Raw genomic sequence first — 14,518 nt, 5'->3', positions numbered from 1 at the left:
AAAGGAGCGCTCCGTGACTGACGCCGCCGCCTCGACCTTCCGCCCCTGGACCCCGCCGCGCCGCACCCGGCGCCTCAGCCTGCTGCCCTTCCTGTGGCAGAGCTGGCGCGACCCCCTGACCATCTGGGGCGAGGCCCATTTCCGCGAACTCTATATCTCCGGCCAGTCGCCGCTGGGTCGCTCTCTGGTGGTCAGCGATCCGGCCGGGGTGCGTCACGTCCTGACCGACAACGCCGCCAACTATGAGAAGGGCGACCTGCAACGCCGCGTCCTCGGCCCGATGCTGGCCGACGGCCTGCTGCTGACCGAGGGTGAGCAGTGGCGACGCGCCCGGCGGATCATGGCCCCTCTCTTCACCCCCGCCCATACGGCGCGCACGGCCGAGGCGATGGACCGGGTCTGCCGCCGCCGGGTCGAGAGCTGGCGGCTGGAACACGGCGCGCGAGTGCTGAACATCGACAGCGAGATGAGCGGGCTGACCTTCGACATCCTGTCGGCCACCCTGTTCTCGGATGATCTGGACGGCGATGCGGCGGGCTTCGAAAAGGCGCTGAACCACTTCCTGGCGGTCGGCGCGCGGATCAGTCCGCTGGACGCGCTGAAGGCCCCCGACTGGATCCCGCGTCTGGGCCGCGTCGCCTCAGGCGGCGACGCGCGCTTCTTCCAGGAACGGGTCGGCGCCCTGGTGGCGCGCCGTCGTGCCCGGCTGGAACAGGGCGAGGAAGCGCCCGAAGACCTTCTGACCGCCCTGCTCAGCGCCCGCGATGAAGAAGGCGACGGCTCGGGCCTGTCGGATCACGAGGTCGCCGCCAACATCCTGACCTTCATCCTGGCCGGGCATGAGACGACGGCGCGGACCCTGGGCTGGACCCTGCACCTGATCAGCCGCGACAAGCGCGTGGCCGAGATCCTGAAAACCGAGGCCGACGGCTGGGACCGCAGCGCCGGCGGCTTGCGTGATCTTCACTGGCACCGGGCCGTGATCCAAGAGGCCATGCGGCTGTTCCCGCCCGCCCCGGCCATGATCCGTCAGGCGGTGGCCGACGACGTCATCGGCGGCCACGCGGTCAAGGCGGGTGAAAGCGTGCTGATCGCGCCCTGGGTCATCCATCGTCACGAAAAGCTGTGGGACGAACCCGACGCCTTCCGCCCCGAACGCTTCCTGCCGGAAAAGCGCAAGTCCATCGACCGCTACGCCTGGCTGCCCTTCAGCGGCGGCCCGCGCATCTGCATCGGCGCCGCCTTCGCCATGCAGGAGGCCATCATCGCCCTGGCCGAAATCCTCAAGGTCGCCGAGGTCGAGGCCATCACCCCGGTCGAGCCCCGACCGGTCCATCAGGTGACGTTGCGGAGCAGCCGGACGATGCGCCTGCGGTTGCGGGCGCGACGGGATCGGGCCGAGGCGACCTAGACCTGCGGGATGGCCTGGCTCAAGCGGCCCCCGACGCGGATGGCCTCCACGCGGACGGCCAGACCCGTGCGGTCGTCGGTCTCGACGAAGACGCCGCAGATGGTGGCCGGGCCGCTGGCCGGGGTGTAGCGCCCGCCGGAAAGCCGCGTCGTGAAGCGACGCAGCGGCTCTTCCTTGTCGTTGCCGATGACCGAGTCGTAGTCGCAGCAACCGCCAGCGTCGGTCTGATAGGCCGTGCCGCCGGGCAGTATCTGGGCGTCGGCGGTCGGGACGTGGGTGTGGGTGCCGACCACCAGGCTGGCGCGGCCGTCGCAGAAGTGGCCCATGCCCATCTTTTCGCTGGTGGCCTCGGCGTGCATGTCGACGATGACGGCGTCGGCGACGACGCCCAGGGGCGCGGCCTCCAGTTCGCGCTCAACGGCGCTGAACGGGTCGTCCATCGGGTCCATGTGGACCCGGCCCAGGACGTTGATGACCAGAACCCGACGACCGTCCGCGGTGACGAAGACATCGGCGCCCCGTCCCGGCGCATCCATCAGGCGCGGATAGTTGGCGGGACGGATCAGACGCGGCTCGCGCACGATATAGGTCAGGGCCTCGCGCTGGTCCCAGCTGTGGTTGCCCAGGGTCAGGACGTCAACGCCGGCGGCGAAGATCTCGCGCGCCGTGTTCTCGGTGATGCCGAAGCCGCCTGCGGCGTTCTCGGCGTTGACCACCACGAAGTCGAGTTTGAGGTCGCGCCTCAGCCCCGGAAGATGATCCGAAAGCCCATCGCGCCCGGACTTGCCGACCACGTCACCGAAAAATGCCAATCTCATGGACGGCTCTATAGCCGGTCTCGGTCAGAACGCCATGCAGACGCATGTCATGAGGCTCGAGCGTCAGGCGTTCGACCTCCTGCCCCGCATAGGCGAAGCCGACGCGCACCGCATCCGGCAGGACGGCGAAGGTCCGGTCGTAATAGCCCCCGCCCTGCCCCAGCCGCCCGCCGTACGCGTCAAAGGCCAGCAGGGGCGTCAGGATCAGATCAGGCGTGACGACTTCGGTGAGTGGCAGAGGCGCGGGACATCCGGCGGCGTCCAGCTCCAGCGGCTCGCCCGGCGCCCAGGCGCGAAAGATCATGGCCGCGTCGCGCTCGATCACCACTGGCAGGCAGAGGCGACGCCCGGATTGATGCAGGCTATTGGCCAGGGCGTCCGCGTCCAGCTCCGACCCCATGGCGCGATAGAGGGCGACGGTGTCGCCAGCGGGCAGGGCCTCGGCGTGACCGGCGGCGCGCTCTGCCGCTTCATTATCGACCTCGGCCAGCCGCTTGCGCAGGGCGCGCATGGAGGCGCGGAGTTCGTGTTTGGAGGCCATGCGCCGTCTCAAGCCCATCTGGACGTCAACGCGCTTAACGATAGCGCATAAAACGCGCTCAAGCCGCGAGCGACCGCGTCGCGAGCATAGCGCAACAAAATGAAAGGGTGGCGGCGCCGCAAGAACCGTGAAGAACGTTTAAATCCTCTCGACCTGGGTAGCCAGGTGGGCTCCATATGCCCAGGCCCTCGAGCCCGGACAGGGACAGATCCCTTAGAGTGAATTAAGGTCAGAAGGATATGTTGTCTTCGACGTGAGCCGCAGCAGGACCCGCCGTCGAGCAAGATAGGCGTTCCGGCGGGTTTCAACAATGGCGGATCAGGCGCGTCTTGTTTCTTCCGTCATCCCGGACGGCCCGAAGGGACGATCCGGGACCCAGCCGGTCAGATCATCCCGACAAGGAACCATCTGAAAGCCGGCGCCTGGATCCCGCTCTGCGCCCTGCTCTGCAAGGCTTGGCCGGGATGACGGCTGGAGAGCTGTCAGATCGTCTGGCAGATCTTCTCGATGCGCGCCGCGACCGCGTTCAGCGCCTCGGCCACGCCGTCGCCAGCGGGCGGCGGCGGAGCCTTGACCGGACCGTCCTGTTCAGCCGGCCCCTGCCCGTTCTCCAGCCGCTGACGCGCTTCATGCAGTTCGTCGGCCAGCATCAGCGAGGCCATCAGGAACAGGCGCAGGTCGCCGACATGGCCGACGTCGCCGGCGATCTGGCGGACATGGGTGTCGAACTGACGGGCCAGGATGCCGACGCGCTCTTCCTGGCCGTCGGCGCAACCGACGGCGTAGGAGCGGCCGTTGACCTCGACTGTAACGGTCGCCATCAGCGCGCCTCCTGTTCGGCCAGAACGTCGCGCACGGCCTCGGCCGCGCGGCCCAGGGCCTCGGCCGCATCACGGCCCGCAGCCTCCAGCTCGGCGATACGCGTCAGGTCGGCGGCGTTCGACGCTCGCGGCGCAAACAGGTCGTCGTCGGTGATGGCGGGGGCGGTGGCCGGACGCGCCTTCAGCTCCAGCACCTTGCGTTCCAGCAGGGCCAGGGCCTTGTCGATGCGTGTCTTTGCGGCCGTAACGGCGTCCATTGGGGTCCTTTCGTCCAGATTCCGTATAGAACCTGTGCGCGCGTCGGGGTAAAGCGGCGCCGCCCCGCTATATCCTGTTTCCTGAGGAAAGGTCTCGCCGTGACCGACGCCCAAGCTGCATTCGCCAAGCCTTCGCCCAAGCAGATGGCCGACGCCATTCGCGTCCTGGCCATGGACGGCGTCGAAAAGGCCAAGAGCGGCCACCCCGGAATGCCCATGGGCATGGCCGACGTCGCCACCGTCCTCTACTCGAAATTCCTGAAGTTCGACGCCAGCCGTCCCGACTGGGCCGACCGCGACCGCTTCATCCTGTCGGCGGGCCACGGCTCGATGCTGATCTACAGCCTGCTGCACCTGACCGGCTACAAGGACGCGACCCGCGAACAGCTGGAAAACTTCCGCCAGTGGGGCGCCAGGACCGCCGGCCACCCGGAATACGGTCACATGACCGGCATCGAGACGACCACCGGCCCCCTGGGTCAGGGCATCGCCAACTCGGTCGGTTTCGCCCTGGCTGAGCGCCACCTGGCCGCCCGCTTCGGTTCGGACCTGGTCGACCACCGCACCTGGGTCATCGCCGGCGACGGCTGCCTGATGGAAGGCGTGTCGCAGGAAGCCATCGCCCTGGCCGGTCGCCTGAAGCTGAACAAGCTCTGCGTCATGTGGGACGACAACGAGATCACCATCGACGGCAAGGTCTCGCTGTCGGACAACACCGACCAGCTGGCGCGCTTCAAGGCCTCGGGCTGGGCGGTCAAGGCCATCGACGGCCACGACCACAAGCAGATCCAGAAGGCCCTGGCCTGGGCGACCAAGCAGTCCAAACCGACGCTGATCGCCTGCAAGACCAAGATCGGCAAGGGCGCCGCCACCATGGAAGGCAGCCACAAGACCCACGGCGCGGCCCTCGGCGCGACCGAGATCGCCGCCACGCGTCAGGCCCTGCACTGGTCCTTCGACCCCTTCGACCTGCCGGAAGGCATCCAGAAGGCCTGGGCCAAGGTGGGCAAGCAGGGCGCCAAGCCCCGCAAGTCCTGGGAAAACCGCCTGCTGAACCACGCCCAGCGGGACGACTTCACCCGCGCCATGGCCGGCGACCTGCTCACCGGCGCCTTCGAGGCCCTGGACGCCAAGCTGAAGGAACTGGTTTCGAGCCAGCCCGCCCTGGCCACGCGCCAGTCCTCGGGCGAGGCGCTGGAGACCGTGTTCGCCGCCATCCCCGAAATGGTCGGCGGCTCGGCCGACCTGACCGGCTCGAACAACACCTTCGTCAAGAACACCCAGATCATGGACGCGCCCGACTACGCCGGTCGCTACGTCAACTGGGGCGTGCGCGAGCACGGCATGGCCTCGGCCATGAACGGCATGGCCCTGCACGGCGGCGTCATTCCCTACGCCGGCACCTTCATGGTCTTCTCGGACTACAGCCGCCCGGCGATCCGCCTGGCCGCCCTGATGGGCGTGCGGGTGGTCCACGTCCTGACCCACGACTCGATCGGTCTGGGCGAAGACGGCCCGACGCACCAGCCGGTCGAGCATCTGGCGGCGCTGCGCGCCATTCCCAACCTGATGGTCTTCCGTCCCGCCGACACGGTCGAGGCGCTGGAATGCTGGCAGGTCGCCTTGCAGCACAAGAAGACGCCTTCGGGCATGTGCCTGTCGCGTCAGAAGACCCCGGCGGTCCGCCTGACCGACGCGGGCGAGAACCTGTCGCGCAAGGGCGCCTATGAGCTGAAGGCCGCCAACGGCGTGGCCAAGGTCACCCTGTTCGGCACCGGCACTGAAGTCGCCCTGGCGCTGAAGGCCGCTGAGACGCTGGAGGCCGAAGGCGTGCCGACCCGCGTCGTCTCGGTTCCCTGCTTCGAACTGTTCGAGCAGCAGCCCAAGGCCTATCAGGACGCCGTCATCGGTCGCGGCACCGTCCGCGTCGCCGTGGAAGCCGCGATCAAGCAGGGCTGGGAACGCTTCATCGGCGAAGACGGCGGCTTTGTCGGCATGACCGGCTTCGGCGCCTCGGCCCCGGCCGAAGTCCTCTACCGCGAGTTCGGCATCACCGCCGAGGCCGTGGTCGAAGCCGCCAAGGCCCGGCTCTAGTCAGCATCCCCCGGACGGCGCGCAGCGCCTGTCCGGCATGACAGGGAGAAGGTCATGCATCTCGGCGCCGTCAGCCTGCTGGTCAGGGACTATGACGAGGCCGTCGCCTTCTATGTCGGCACGCTGGGCTTCACGCTCAGCGAGGACGCCGACATGGGCGGCGGCAAGCGCTGGGTCCGGGTCACGCCCCAAGGCGGCCAGACCTCTCTGCTGCTCGCTCGCGCGACAACGCCGGAACAGGTCGCCCGCGTCGGCGATCAGGCGGGCGGCCGCGTCTGGCTCTTCCTCTACACCGACGACCTGATGCGCGACCACGCCGCCTGGCTGAAGGCCGGCGTCGTCTTCCGCGAAACGCCCCGTCACGAGGCCTATGGCAAGGTGGTGGTCTTCGAAGACCTCTACGGCAACGCCTGGGACCTGATCGAACCTGCCACCGGAGCCTGACGCCATGAAGATCGGCACGCCGCTTACCGACCACGCCACCCGCGTCATGCTGCTCGGCTCGGGCGAGCTGGGCAAGGAGGTGGCCATCGAGCTGCAGCGTCTGGGCGCCGAGGTGATCGCGGTGGACCGCTATCCCAACGCCCCGGCCATGCAGGTGGCGCACCGCAGCCACGTCATTCCGATGACCGACCCTCAGGTGCTGAACGGCCTGATCATGGCCGAGGCCCCGCACATCATCGTGCCGGAAATCGAGGCCATCGCCACCGACGTCCTGGCGGCCATCGAGGCGGCGGGTCTGGCGCGCGTCATTCCGACCGCCCGCGCCACCCAACTGACCATGAACCGCGAAGGCATCCGCCGTCTGGCCGCCGAGGAACTGGGCCTGCCGACCAGCCCCTACGCCTTTGCAGGCTCGGCTGAAGAACTGGCGGCGGGAGCCGAAGCCGTCGGCTTCCCCTTCTTCGTCAAGCCGGTCATGTCGTCCTCGGGCAAGGGCCAGTCCTATGTGGAGCGCGCGGACGCGGTGGCCGAAGCCTGGGACTACGCCCTGGCGTCCGGTCGGGTCGACACGACCCGCGTCATCGTCGAGGGCCGCATCGCCTTCGACTATGAGATCACCCTGCTGACCGTGCGGTCGCTACGCGACGGCGCCGTCCGCACGGACTTCTGCGCCCCCATCGGCCATCGCCAGCAGAAGGGCGACTACGTCGAAAGCTGGCAGCCCCAGGTCATGAGCGAGGCCGCGTTGACGGCGGCGCAGGACATCGCGGGCAAGGTGACGGATGCGCTGGGCGGTCTCGGCGTCTTCGGCGTCGAACTATTCGTCACCGGCGACCAGGTCTGGTTCTCCGAGGTCTCGCCGCGCCCGCACGACACCGGCCTGGTGACCCTGGCGACCCAGACCATGAGCGAGTTCGCCCTGCACGCCCGCGCCATCCTCGGCCTGCCCGTGGACGTCACGCTCCGCGAGCCGGGCGCCAGCGCCGTCATCTACGGCGGCATGGAAGCCGAGGGCGTGATGTACGAAGGCGTGGCCGAGGCCCTGTCGGTGCCGACCGCCGACCTGCGCCTGTTCGGCAAGCCCGAAGCCTTCGAGCGTCGCCGCATGGGCGTGGCCCTGGCCCGCGGCGCCGATACGGATCAGGCTCGCCAGCGCGCGACCGAAGCGGCGGGCAAGGTGCGGGTCGTCAGGCCCTGACGTCTCTTTCCTCCCCATTTCATGGGGAGGTGGCGCGGAGCCGCAGGCGATGTGACGGAGGGGGCGTCTCGACGGCTGACGTTTGCGCCGCCCCCTCCACCGCTACGCGGTCCCCCTCCCCATGAAATGGGGAGGAAAACAGAGCCTGCGCCGCTGCAACGCCTGCCCTGCCTCAAATAAACCCGCCGACCTTCGACTTTAGTCGGTTGGCGCCGAGGCCTTAATGGGTCCAGAAATGCCGAAAGGTCGCACGCAGTCGACCCGGAGGACCGTTCGCCATGGGCAAGCTCAGGACCGCGCTGATTTTCGGCGCCATCGCCATACTGGGGGCGGTCGCCCTTGGCGTCATCGCCCTGCACCAGGGCGAAAGCATCAGCGCCGTCTGGATCGTGGTGGCGGCGCTCTGCGTCTACGCCATCGCCTACCGCTTCTACGCCCGCTATCTGGCCGGAAAGGTCATGGGCCTGAACGCGAAACGACCCACGCCTGCGGTGCGGCATAACGACGGGCTCGACTATGTGCCCACCCCGCGCAACGTCCTGTTCGGCCACCATTTCGCAGCCATCGCGGGCGCAGGCCCTCTGGTCGGTCCGGTGCTGGCGGCGCAGATGGGCTATCTGCCCGGCGTCCTGTGGATTCTGGTCGGCGCGGTGCTGGCGGGGGCGGTGCAGGACATGATGGTCCTGTTCATGTCCACCCGCCGAGACGGTCGTTCGCTAGGCGACATGGTCCGCACCGAGATGGGCCCCATCCCCGGCATCATCGCCCAGGTCGGCGTCCTGATGATCATGGTCATCATTCTGGCGGTTCTGGCCTTGGTCGTCGTCAAGGCCCTGGCCGAGAGCCCGTGGGGCACCTTCACCGTCGCCGCCACCATCCCCATCGCCATCTTCATGGGTCTCTACACCCGCTACCTGCGGCCCGGTCGCGTGGGCGAGGTCTCGATCATCGGCGTGGTCCTGCTGATCCTCGCCATCATCGGCGGCGGCCATATCGCGGCTGATCCCTTCTGGGGCCCGGCCTTCACCCTGTCGGGCACGACCCTGGCCATGGCCATGATGGCCTACGGCTTCGTCGCCTCGGTCATTCCGGTCTGGCTGCTGCTGGCCCCGCGCGACTACCTGTCCACCTTCCTGAAGATCGGCGCCATCCTGGGTCTGGCCGTCGGCATCATCATCGTGCGCCCTCACGTTCAGATGCCGGCCGTCACCCCCTTCATCGACGGCAGCGGCCCGGTCTTCTCCGGCGCCCTCTTCCCCTTCCTGTTCATCACCATCGCCTGTGGCGCGGTCTCGGGCTTCCACGCCCTGATCTCGTCGGGCACCACGCCCAAGCTGCTGGAGAACGAGAACCAGATCCCGCTGATCGGCTACGGCGCCATGCTGTGCGAAAGCTTCGTGGCCATCATGGCCCTGATCGCCGCCACCGTGCTGGACCCGGCCGTCTATTTCGCCATGAACAGCCCGGTCGCGGTGATCGGCGACAACGCCGTCTCGGCCGCCGCCGCCGTGGCCCAGTGGGGCTTCCACATCACTCCGGGCGAGCTGGAGCAACTGGCCCGCGACGTGGGCGAGCACTCCATCCTGTCGCGCGCGGGCGGCGCCCCGACCCTGGCCGTCGGCATGGCGCACATCCTGTCGAACGTCATCGGCGGCAAGGCCATGATGGCCTTCTGGTATCACTTCGCCATCCTGTTCGAGGCCCTGTTCATCCTGACCACGGTCGACGCCGGCACCCGCGTCTGCCGTTTCATGATCCAGGACCTGCTGGGCGTCGCCGTGCCGAAAATGCGCGAGACCAAGTCGTGGACCGCCAACGTCCTGGCCACCGCCCTGACCGTCGGCCTGTGGGGCTACTTCCTCTACACCGGCGTGGTCGATCCCCTGGGCGGCATCAACAGCCTGTGGCCCCTGTTCGGCATCGCCAACCAGATGCTGGCCGCCGTCGCCCTGATCCTGGGCACCGTGGTCCTGTTCAAGATGAAGCGCGAGCGCTTCGCCTGGGCCACGGCGGTCCCGGCGGTCTGGCTGCTGATCTGCACCCTGACGGCGGGCTTCCAGAAGCTGCTGCACCCCGACGTCAAGATCGGCTTCCTGGCCCATGCGCGGAAGTATCAGGAGGCGCTTGCCGCCGGCGACCTGCTGGCCCCGGCCAAGACGGCGGGCGACATGCACCGGATCATCATCAACGACTACGTCAACTCCGCCCTGACGGCGGGCTTCCTGTTCGTGGTCCTGACCATGGTGGTCTATGGCGTCCGCGCCTGCCTCAAGGCCCGCGGGATCAACCACCCGACCGTGGTCGAGACCCCGGCCGAGCATGAGTTGACGCTGGAAGACAAGGCGATGGATGTGGCCCGTGCCTAGTCCCTCTGAACCGGCCGGCGGCGCAGACCTGCTCTGCGCCTGCCGCGACACCCTGGTGCGGTGGGGCAAGGACGCCCGCCGCACCGCCAGCCTCATGGTCGGCCAGCCCGACTATGAGGTCTATGTCGCCCACGCCGCGGCCACCCACCCGGACCAGCCGCCGCTGGATCGCACCGCCTTCTTCCGTCTGCACGAGGCGCGGCGCTTCGGCGCCGGCGGGGCCTTCCGCTGCTGCTGAGACCTTACCGCGAGTTCACTCGCCAGGGGACCATGACGGCATAAGGTGGCGGGCATGAAGCTGACCGCCCTCGCCGTCGCCCTGTTTCTCGCCGCCTCGCCGGCCCTCACGCATCAGGCCGAGGCCCCCGCCGCCCCGCGCGTCGTCGTCGGCCAGGTCGCCGCCGCCATCCGCCAAGCCTATTTCGATCCTGCGAAGGCGGAGGTGATCGCCACGGCGCTGGAGGCCGAGGCCGCACAGGGTCGCTACGACGCCCTGACCGATCCGCGGGATCTCGAAACGGCCCTGACCGCGCGGCTGGAACCCTATGACCAGCATTTCAGCGTGAGCAAGCCAGCGCCGTCAGGTCCCGCGCTCGCCGCATCAGCGACGGCTTCGTCGGGTCTCGTCCCGGTGCCCTTCCCCGTCGTGGCCGCCCGTCAGGGCCAGGGCTTCCGCGCGGTGCAGATCCTGCCTGGCAACGTCGGTCTGATCGAGATGCGCTTCTTCGCCGACTTCGAGGGGGCCGATGATCCCGCCCGCAAACAGGTCGACGCCGCCCTTCAGCTGATCTCGACCACCAACGCCGTCATCATCGACCTGCGCAACAACGGCGGCGGCTCGCCCGCCATGGTCGGCTATCTGGTCAGCGCCTTCGTCGGGCCGGACGCCGACGTCTACAACCGCTTCCATTCGCGGGAAGGCGAAAGCCGCGAGGCCCCGGCCCAGCCCTACGCCGCCCCGCGCGTGGATGTGCCGGTCTATGTCCTGATCAGCGGCCGCACCGGCTCGGCGGCGGAAGCCTTCGCCTATACGCTGCAAGCCGCCCGGCGCGCCGTCATCGTCGGCGAGACCTCGGGCGGCGCCGCCAACCCGGGCGGCCCCGTCTTCACGCCCTCGGGCTATCGCGTCTTCGTCTCGACCGGCTCGCCGACCAATCCCCTGACCGGCGGCAACTGGGAGAAGGTCGGCGTCCGCCCCGACATGGCCGTGCCCGCCGAGGACGCGCTGGACACCGCCTGGAAGGCCGCCCTCGCCGGCCAAACGAACGCCACAGCCTCCGCCGCCACCGAGGCCGCCTGGGTGAGCGAAGCGCTGGACGCCTCGCCGGTCCCCTTCGACCCCGCCCCCTATCTCGGGGCTTTCGGCGGCTCGACAGTCCGGGCGACCCAGGACGGTCTGACCTGGCGAAACGAGCGCCGCCCGGCCTGGCGTCTGCGTCCCCTGTCGCCTGATCTCTTCTTCGACATCGACGAGCCCTATCGTCGCATCCGTTTCCTGCGTGACGGCGAAGGCCGCGTCACGGGACTCGAGGTTCTCGACAGCCAGACGGGCTCCAGTCGTCTGCTGCGTCGCGCCGGCTAGGTCCCTCTTCGGTTACGTCCGATCACACCTTGTTACGGCGGCGGGGTTGAATCGCAGCGCCGATCGTCCGAGTAAGGCATCCAATAGATAACCGCCCTGCTCAGGAGACCTCCCCATGACCGTTCGCGTCGCCATCAACGGCTTCGGCCGCATCGGCCGCCTCGTGCTTCGCTCGATCGTCGAGCATGGCCGCACGGACATCGAGGTCGTGGCGATCAACGACCTGGGCCCGGTCGAGACCAACGCCCACCTGCTGCGCTATGATTCGGTGCACGGTCGCTTCCCCGGCACGATCACCTCGGGCGAGGACTGGATCGACGTCGGCACGGGCAAGATCAAGGTCACGGCCGAGCGCGACCCTTCCAACCTGCCCCACGCCGAACTGAAGGTGGACATCGCCTTCGAGTGCACCGGCATCTTCACGTCGAAGGAAAAGGCCTCGGCCCACCTGAAGGCCGGCGCCAAGCGCGTCCTGGTCTCGGCCCCCGCCGACAACGCCGACAAGACCATCGTCTTCAAGGTCAACCATGAGACCCTGACCGCCGACGACATCGTCGTGTCCAACGGTTCGTGCACGACCAACGCCCTGGCCCCGGTCGCCAAGGTGCTGAACGATCTGTTCGGCATCGAGCGCGGCTACATGACCACCATCCACGCCTACACCGGCGACCAGCCGACGCTGGACACGATGCACAAGGACCCGTACCGCGGTCGCGCCGCCGGCCTGTCGATGATCCCGACCTCGACCGGCGCCGCCAAGGCCCTGGGCCTGGTCCTGCCGGAACTGAAGGGCAAGCTGGACGGCTCGTCGATCCGCGTCCCGACCCCGAACGTCTCGGTCGTCGATCTGAAGGTCGTCGCCGGTCGCGAAGTCACGGTTGCGGAAATCAACGCCGCCCTGCAAGCCGCCGCCGACGGCGCCATGAAGGGCGTCCTGGCCACGACGACCGACCCCCTGGTCTCCATCGACCTGAACCACATTGCGGCCTCCTCGACCGCCGCCCTGCCCCAGACCCAGGTCGTCGACGGCAAGCTGGCCCGCGTCCTGACCTGGTACGACAACGAGTGGGGCTTCGCGACCCGCATGGCCGACACCGCCCTGGTGATGGCCAAGTTCCTTTAAGACCTCGCAAAGAACCCCGGCATGCTCTTGTTCACAGGACTGCCGGGGTTCTTCCTTTTTGCAGGACACACCCTGCCATGGTCTTTTGCCGCCATCGCCTTTTGGGGCTTACTGGCATGGTGGAGCCTGAGAAAGGCCGACCTCGGCCCCTTAGCGGACGGCGCCATCGTCATCCGTGGGTTCGGTGCCGGACTACTGCTCCTCATCGGCCTCGCCCTTCCCTTTCTGACGCGGTCATGGCCTGATCCAGTCTCCACCCTGGCCTGGTTTGCGCCCCCGACCCTGCTGGCCGCACTGGCGATCACCGCCGCCCGCGATCATGCACGCCACGGACGACGGCTCGTCGCCTGGCTCGTCCCTGCGGTCGCCTTGCAGCTTCAACTGATGCTTCTCGGCCTGCTGATGTTCATGGGACATGTCTTCTCCGGCGGTAGTCCGATATGAGCGCCGCTATTCGTGCACACGTCCGCTTGATCGCGTCCTGACCACGGCTTACGCCGACTGATACGTTCGACCCTCATCCGGCCCTGCGGGCCACCTTCTCCCACAGGGAGAAGGAAGACCTGGAACTTCATCATGACCTTCCGCACCCTCGACGACGCCGCTGACCTGTCCGGCCAGACCGCTCTGGTCCGCGTGGACTTCAACGTGCCGATGGAGGGCGGCAAGGTCAGCGACGACACCCGCCTGAAGGCCGCCTTGCCGACCATCCACCGCCTGCGCGAAGCGGGCGCCAAGGTCGTCCTGCTGGCCCACTTCGACCGTCCCAAGGGCGAACGCGTGGCCGCGATGAGCCTACGCCCCGTGGTCGAGCCGCTGGAACTGCTGCTGCACGGCCCCGTCCGCTTCGCCGACGACTGCGTGGGCGACGAGGCCAAGGCCGCCGTGGCCGACCTCGACGCCGGCGGCGTGCTGCTGCTGGAAAACGTCCGCTTCCACAAGGGCGAGGAAAGGAACGACCCGGCCTTCGCCGCACAGCTGGCCGAACTGGGCGACCTCTACGTCAACGACGCCTTCTCGGCCGCCCACCGCGCCCACGCCTCGACCGAGGGGCTGGCCCGTCTGCTGCCCGCATACGCCGGTTGCGCCATGGCGCGCGAGCTGTCGGCCCTGGACGCGGCGCTGGGCAATCCGCAGAAGCCCGTCATCGGCATCGTCGGCGGCGCCAAGGTCTCGACCAAGCTGGACCTGCTGAAGAACCTGGTCGCCAAGCTGGACTATCTGGCCATCGGCGGCGGCATGGCCAACACCTTCCTGCACGCGCAAGGCGTCGATGTCGGCGGTTCGCTGTGCGAAAAGGACCTGTCCGACACCGCGCTCGAGATCATCGAGGAGGCCCGTCAGAAGGGCTGCGAGCTGCTGCTGCCGGTCGACGTCGTGGTGGCCAAGACGATCAAGCCGGGCGTCGAATCGGGCGTCCGCGCCCTGGACCGCATCGCCGCCGACGACCTGATCCTGGACGCCGGTCCTGAAACCGTCGCCCGCCTGGCCCGCGCCATGGACCTGTCCAAGACCCTGATCTGGAATGGGCCGCTCGGCGTGTTCGAGGTCCCGCCCTTCGACAAGGCCACCGTGGCCGCCGCCAGGCACGCCGCCGAACTGGCCAAGTCCGGCAAGCTGGTCGCCGTGGCTGGCGGCGGCGACACCGTCGCGGCCCTGAACCACGCCGGCACGGCCGACGACATGACCTTCGTCTCCACCGCCGGCGGCGCCTTCCTGGAATGGATGGAGGGCAAGGTCCTTCCGGGCGTCGAGGCCCTGCGCGCCTGACCTGACCTCTTGTCGAGATTTCGACCCCGCCTCGGCAAAGAGGCGGGGTTTTCTTTGCCTCAGACTTGAGCGAACGCCGGATTGGTCCTGTAA

Annotated in this window: 14 protein-coding genes and 1 other RNA gene; 10 read left to right on the top strand and 5 right to left on the bottom strand. The window is 68.4% G+C overall.

The features are described 5' to 3' along the window. Positions 1-13 precede the first annotated feature (13 nt). Positions 14-1,411, top strand: a complete 1,398-nt coding sequence (locus ACOZBP_RS10960) for a cytochrome P450 (protein ID WP_422676472.1) — start codon at positions 14-16, stop codon at positions 1,409-1,411. On the opposite strand, the gene ACOZBP_RS10955 is transcribed toward ACOZBP_RS10960, so the two are convergent. The 5 genes from ACOZBP_RS10955 to ACOZBP_RS10935 form a co-directional block, all read right to left on the bottom strand. After that, entirely contained in the window at positions 1,408-2,229 is an 822-nt protein-coding gene (locus ACOZBP_RS10955; protein WP_422676471.1) for a TIGR00282 family metallophosphoesterase, read from the bottom strand. The two genes, ACOZBP_RS10960 and ACOZBP_RS10955, sit on opposite strands and share 4 nt — an antisense overlap. Beyond that, positions 2,207-2,770 (bottom strand): 5-formyltetrahydrofolate cyclo-ligase, encoded by a 564-nt coding sequence (locus ACOZBP_RS10950; RefSeq protein WP_422676470.1) that lies wholly within the window; start codon positions 2,768-2,770, stop codon positions 2,207-2,209. Before ACOZBP_RS10950 ends, ACOZBP_RS10955 begins: the two co-directional genes overlap by 23 nt. 109 nt (positions 2,771-2,879) lie before the next feature. Then, positions 2,880-3,040: non-coding RNA, 6S RNA (gene ssrS, locus ACOZBP_RS10945), on the bottom strand. A gap of 212 nt (positions 3,041-3,252) precedes the next feature. Further along, positions 3,253-3,591 (bottom strand): cell division protein ZapA, encoded by a 339-nt coding sequence (locus ACOZBP_RS10940; RefSeq protein WP_422676469.1) that lies wholly within the window; start codon positions 3,589-3,591, stop codon positions 3,253-3,255. After that, the gene (locus ACOZBP_RS10935) at positions 3,591-3,848 is read right to left on the bottom strand and encodes a hypothetical protein (RefSeq protein WP_422676468.1); all 258 of its coding nucleotides are present in this window, start codon (positions 3,846-3,848) and stop codon (positions 3,591-3,593) included. The genes ACOZBP_RS10940 and ACOZBP_RS10935 overlap by 1 nt, the downstream gene beginning before the upstream one ends. Before the next feature lie 144 nt (positions 3,849-3,992). On the opposite strand from ACOZBP_RS10935, the gene tkt reads away from it, so the two are divergent. From tkt to ACOZBP_RS10890, 9 genes are all read left to right on the top strand, one after another. After that, positions 3,993-5,942, top strand: coding sequence for a transketolase (gene tkt / locus ACOZBP_RS10930; RefSeq protein ID WP_422676586.1), 1,950 nt, complete (start codon positions 3,993-3,995; stop codon positions 5,940-5,942). Positions 5,943-5,996: 54 nt separating this feature from the next. Further along, on the top strand, positions 5,997-6,386 hold the full coding sequence (locus tag ACOZBP_RS10925) for a VOC family protein (protein WP_422676466.1): 390 nt from the start codon (positions 5,997-5,999) through the stop codon (positions 6,384-6,386). Positions 6,387-6,390: 4 nt separating this feature from the next. Continuing rightward, on the top strand, positions 6,391-7,584 hold the full coding sequence (purT, locus tag ACOZBP_RS10920; RefSeq protein ID WP_422676465.1) for a formate-dependent phosphoribosylglycinamide formyltransferase: 1,194 nt from the start codon (positions 6,391-6,393) through the stop codon (positions 7,582-7,584). A gap of 278 nt (positions 7,585-7,862) precedes the next feature. Continuing rightward, on the top strand, positions 7,863-9,950 hold the full coding sequence (locus tag ACOZBP_RS10915) for a carbon starvation CstA family protein (RefSeq protein ID WP_422676464.1): 2,088 nt from the start codon (positions 7,863-7,865) through the stop codon (positions 9,948-9,950). Continuing rightward, positions 9,943-10,188 carry a YbdD/YjiX family protein gene (locus ACOZBP_RS10910; RefSeq protein ID WP_422676463.1) on the top strand — a complete coding sequence of 82 codons (246 nt, stop codon included), beginning with the start codon at positions 9,943-9,945 and terminating at the stop codon, positions 10,186-10,188. The genes ACOZBP_RS10915 and ACOZBP_RS10910 overlap by 8 nt, the downstream gene beginning before the upstream one ends. A gap of 54 nt (positions 10,189-10,242) precedes the next feature. Further along, positions 10,243-11,532 (top strand): S41 family peptidase, encoded by a 1,290-nt coding sequence (locus ACOZBP_RS10905; protein ID WP_422676462.1) that lies wholly within the window; start codon positions 10,243-10,245, stop codon positions 11,530-11,532. Positions 11,533-11,647: 115 nt separating this feature from the next. Then, complete coding sequence (gene gap, locus ACOZBP_RS10900) at positions 11,648-12,655, top strand: type I glyceraldehyde-3-phosphate dehydrogenase (protein WP_422676461.1); 1,008 nt, start codon at positions 11,648-11,650, stop codon at positions 12,653-12,655. A gap of 21 nt (positions 12,656-12,676) precedes the next feature. Continuing rightward, a complete protein-coding gene (locus ACOZBP_RS10895) occupies positions 12,677-13,099 on the top strand; it encodes a hypothetical protein (protein ID WP_422676460.1) in 423 nt (140 codons plus the stop codon). A gap of 132 nt (positions 13,100-13,231) precedes the next feature. Beyond that, the gene (locus ACOZBP_RS10890; RefSeq protein ID WP_422676459.1) at positions 13,232-14,425 is read left to right on the top strand and encodes a phosphoglycerate kinase; all 1,194 of its coding nucleotides are present in this window, start codon (positions 13,232-13,234) and stop codon (positions 14,423-14,425) included. The last annotated feature ends 93 nt before the right edge of the window (positions 14,426-14,518 follow it).

Origin of the sequence: Brevundimonas sp. NPDC058933 (assembly GCF_049315965.1) — a bacterium.
Lineage (GTDB): Bacteria > Pseudomonadota > Alphaproteobacteria > Caulobacterales > Caulobacteraceae > Brevundimonas.
Note: the sequence above shows the minus strand (reverse complement) of the source record. Positions and strands in the feature narration are given on the sequence as shown.

Excerpts from the sequence above, each read along its gene's own strand:
- ACOZBP_RS10915 (WP_422676464.1), top strand. The coding sequence starts at position 7,863 with ATGGGCAAGCTCAGGACCGCGCTGATTTTCGGCGCCATCGCCATACTG.
- ACOZBP_RS10895 (WP_422676460.1), top strand. The coding sequence starts at position 12,677 with ATGCTCTTGTTCACAGGACTGCCGGGGTTCTTCCTTTTTGCAGGACAC.
- ACOZBP_RS10935 (WP_422676468.1), bottom strand. The coding sequence starts at position 3,848 with ATGGACGCCGTTACGGCCGCAAAGACACGCATCGACAAGGCCCTGGCC.
- ACOZBP_RS10890 (WP_422676459.1), top strand. The coding sequence starts at position 13,232 with ATGACCTTCCGCACCCTCGACGACGCCGCTGACCTGTCCGGCCAGACC.
- tkt (WP_422676586.1), top strand. The coding sequence starts at position 3,993 with ATGGCCGACGCCATTCGCGTCCTGGCCATGGACGGCGTCGAAAAGGCC.
- ACOZBP_RS10905 (WP_422676462.1), top strand. The coding sequence starts at position 10,243 with ATGAAGCTGACCGCCCTCGCCGTCGCCCTGTTTCTCGCCGCCTCGCCG.
- purT (WP_422676465.1), top strand. The coding sequence starts at position 6,391 with ATGAAGATCGGCACGCCGCTTACCGACCACGCCACCCGCGTCATGCTG.
- ACOZBP_RS10955 (WP_422676471.1), bottom strand. The coding sequence starts at position 2,229 with ATGAGATTGGCATTTTTCGGTGACGTGGTCGGCAAGTCCGGGCGCGAT.
- ACOZBP_RS10940 (WP_422676469.1), bottom strand. The coding sequence starts at position 3,591 with ATGGCGACCGTTACAGTCGAGGTCAACGGCCGCTCCTACGCCGTCGGT.
- gap (WP_422676461.1), top strand. The coding sequence starts at position 11,648 with ATGACCGTTCGCGTCGCCATCAACGGCTTCGGCCGCATCGGCCGCCTC.
- ACOZBP_RS10950 (WP_422676470.1), bottom strand. The coding sequence starts at position 2,770 with ATGGCCTCCAAACACGAACTCCGCGCCTCCATGCGCGCCCTGCGCAAG.
- ACOZBP_RS10925 (WP_422676466.1), top strand. The coding sequence starts at position 5,997 with ATGCATCTCGGCGCCGTCAGCCTGCTGGTCAGGGACTATGACGAGGCC.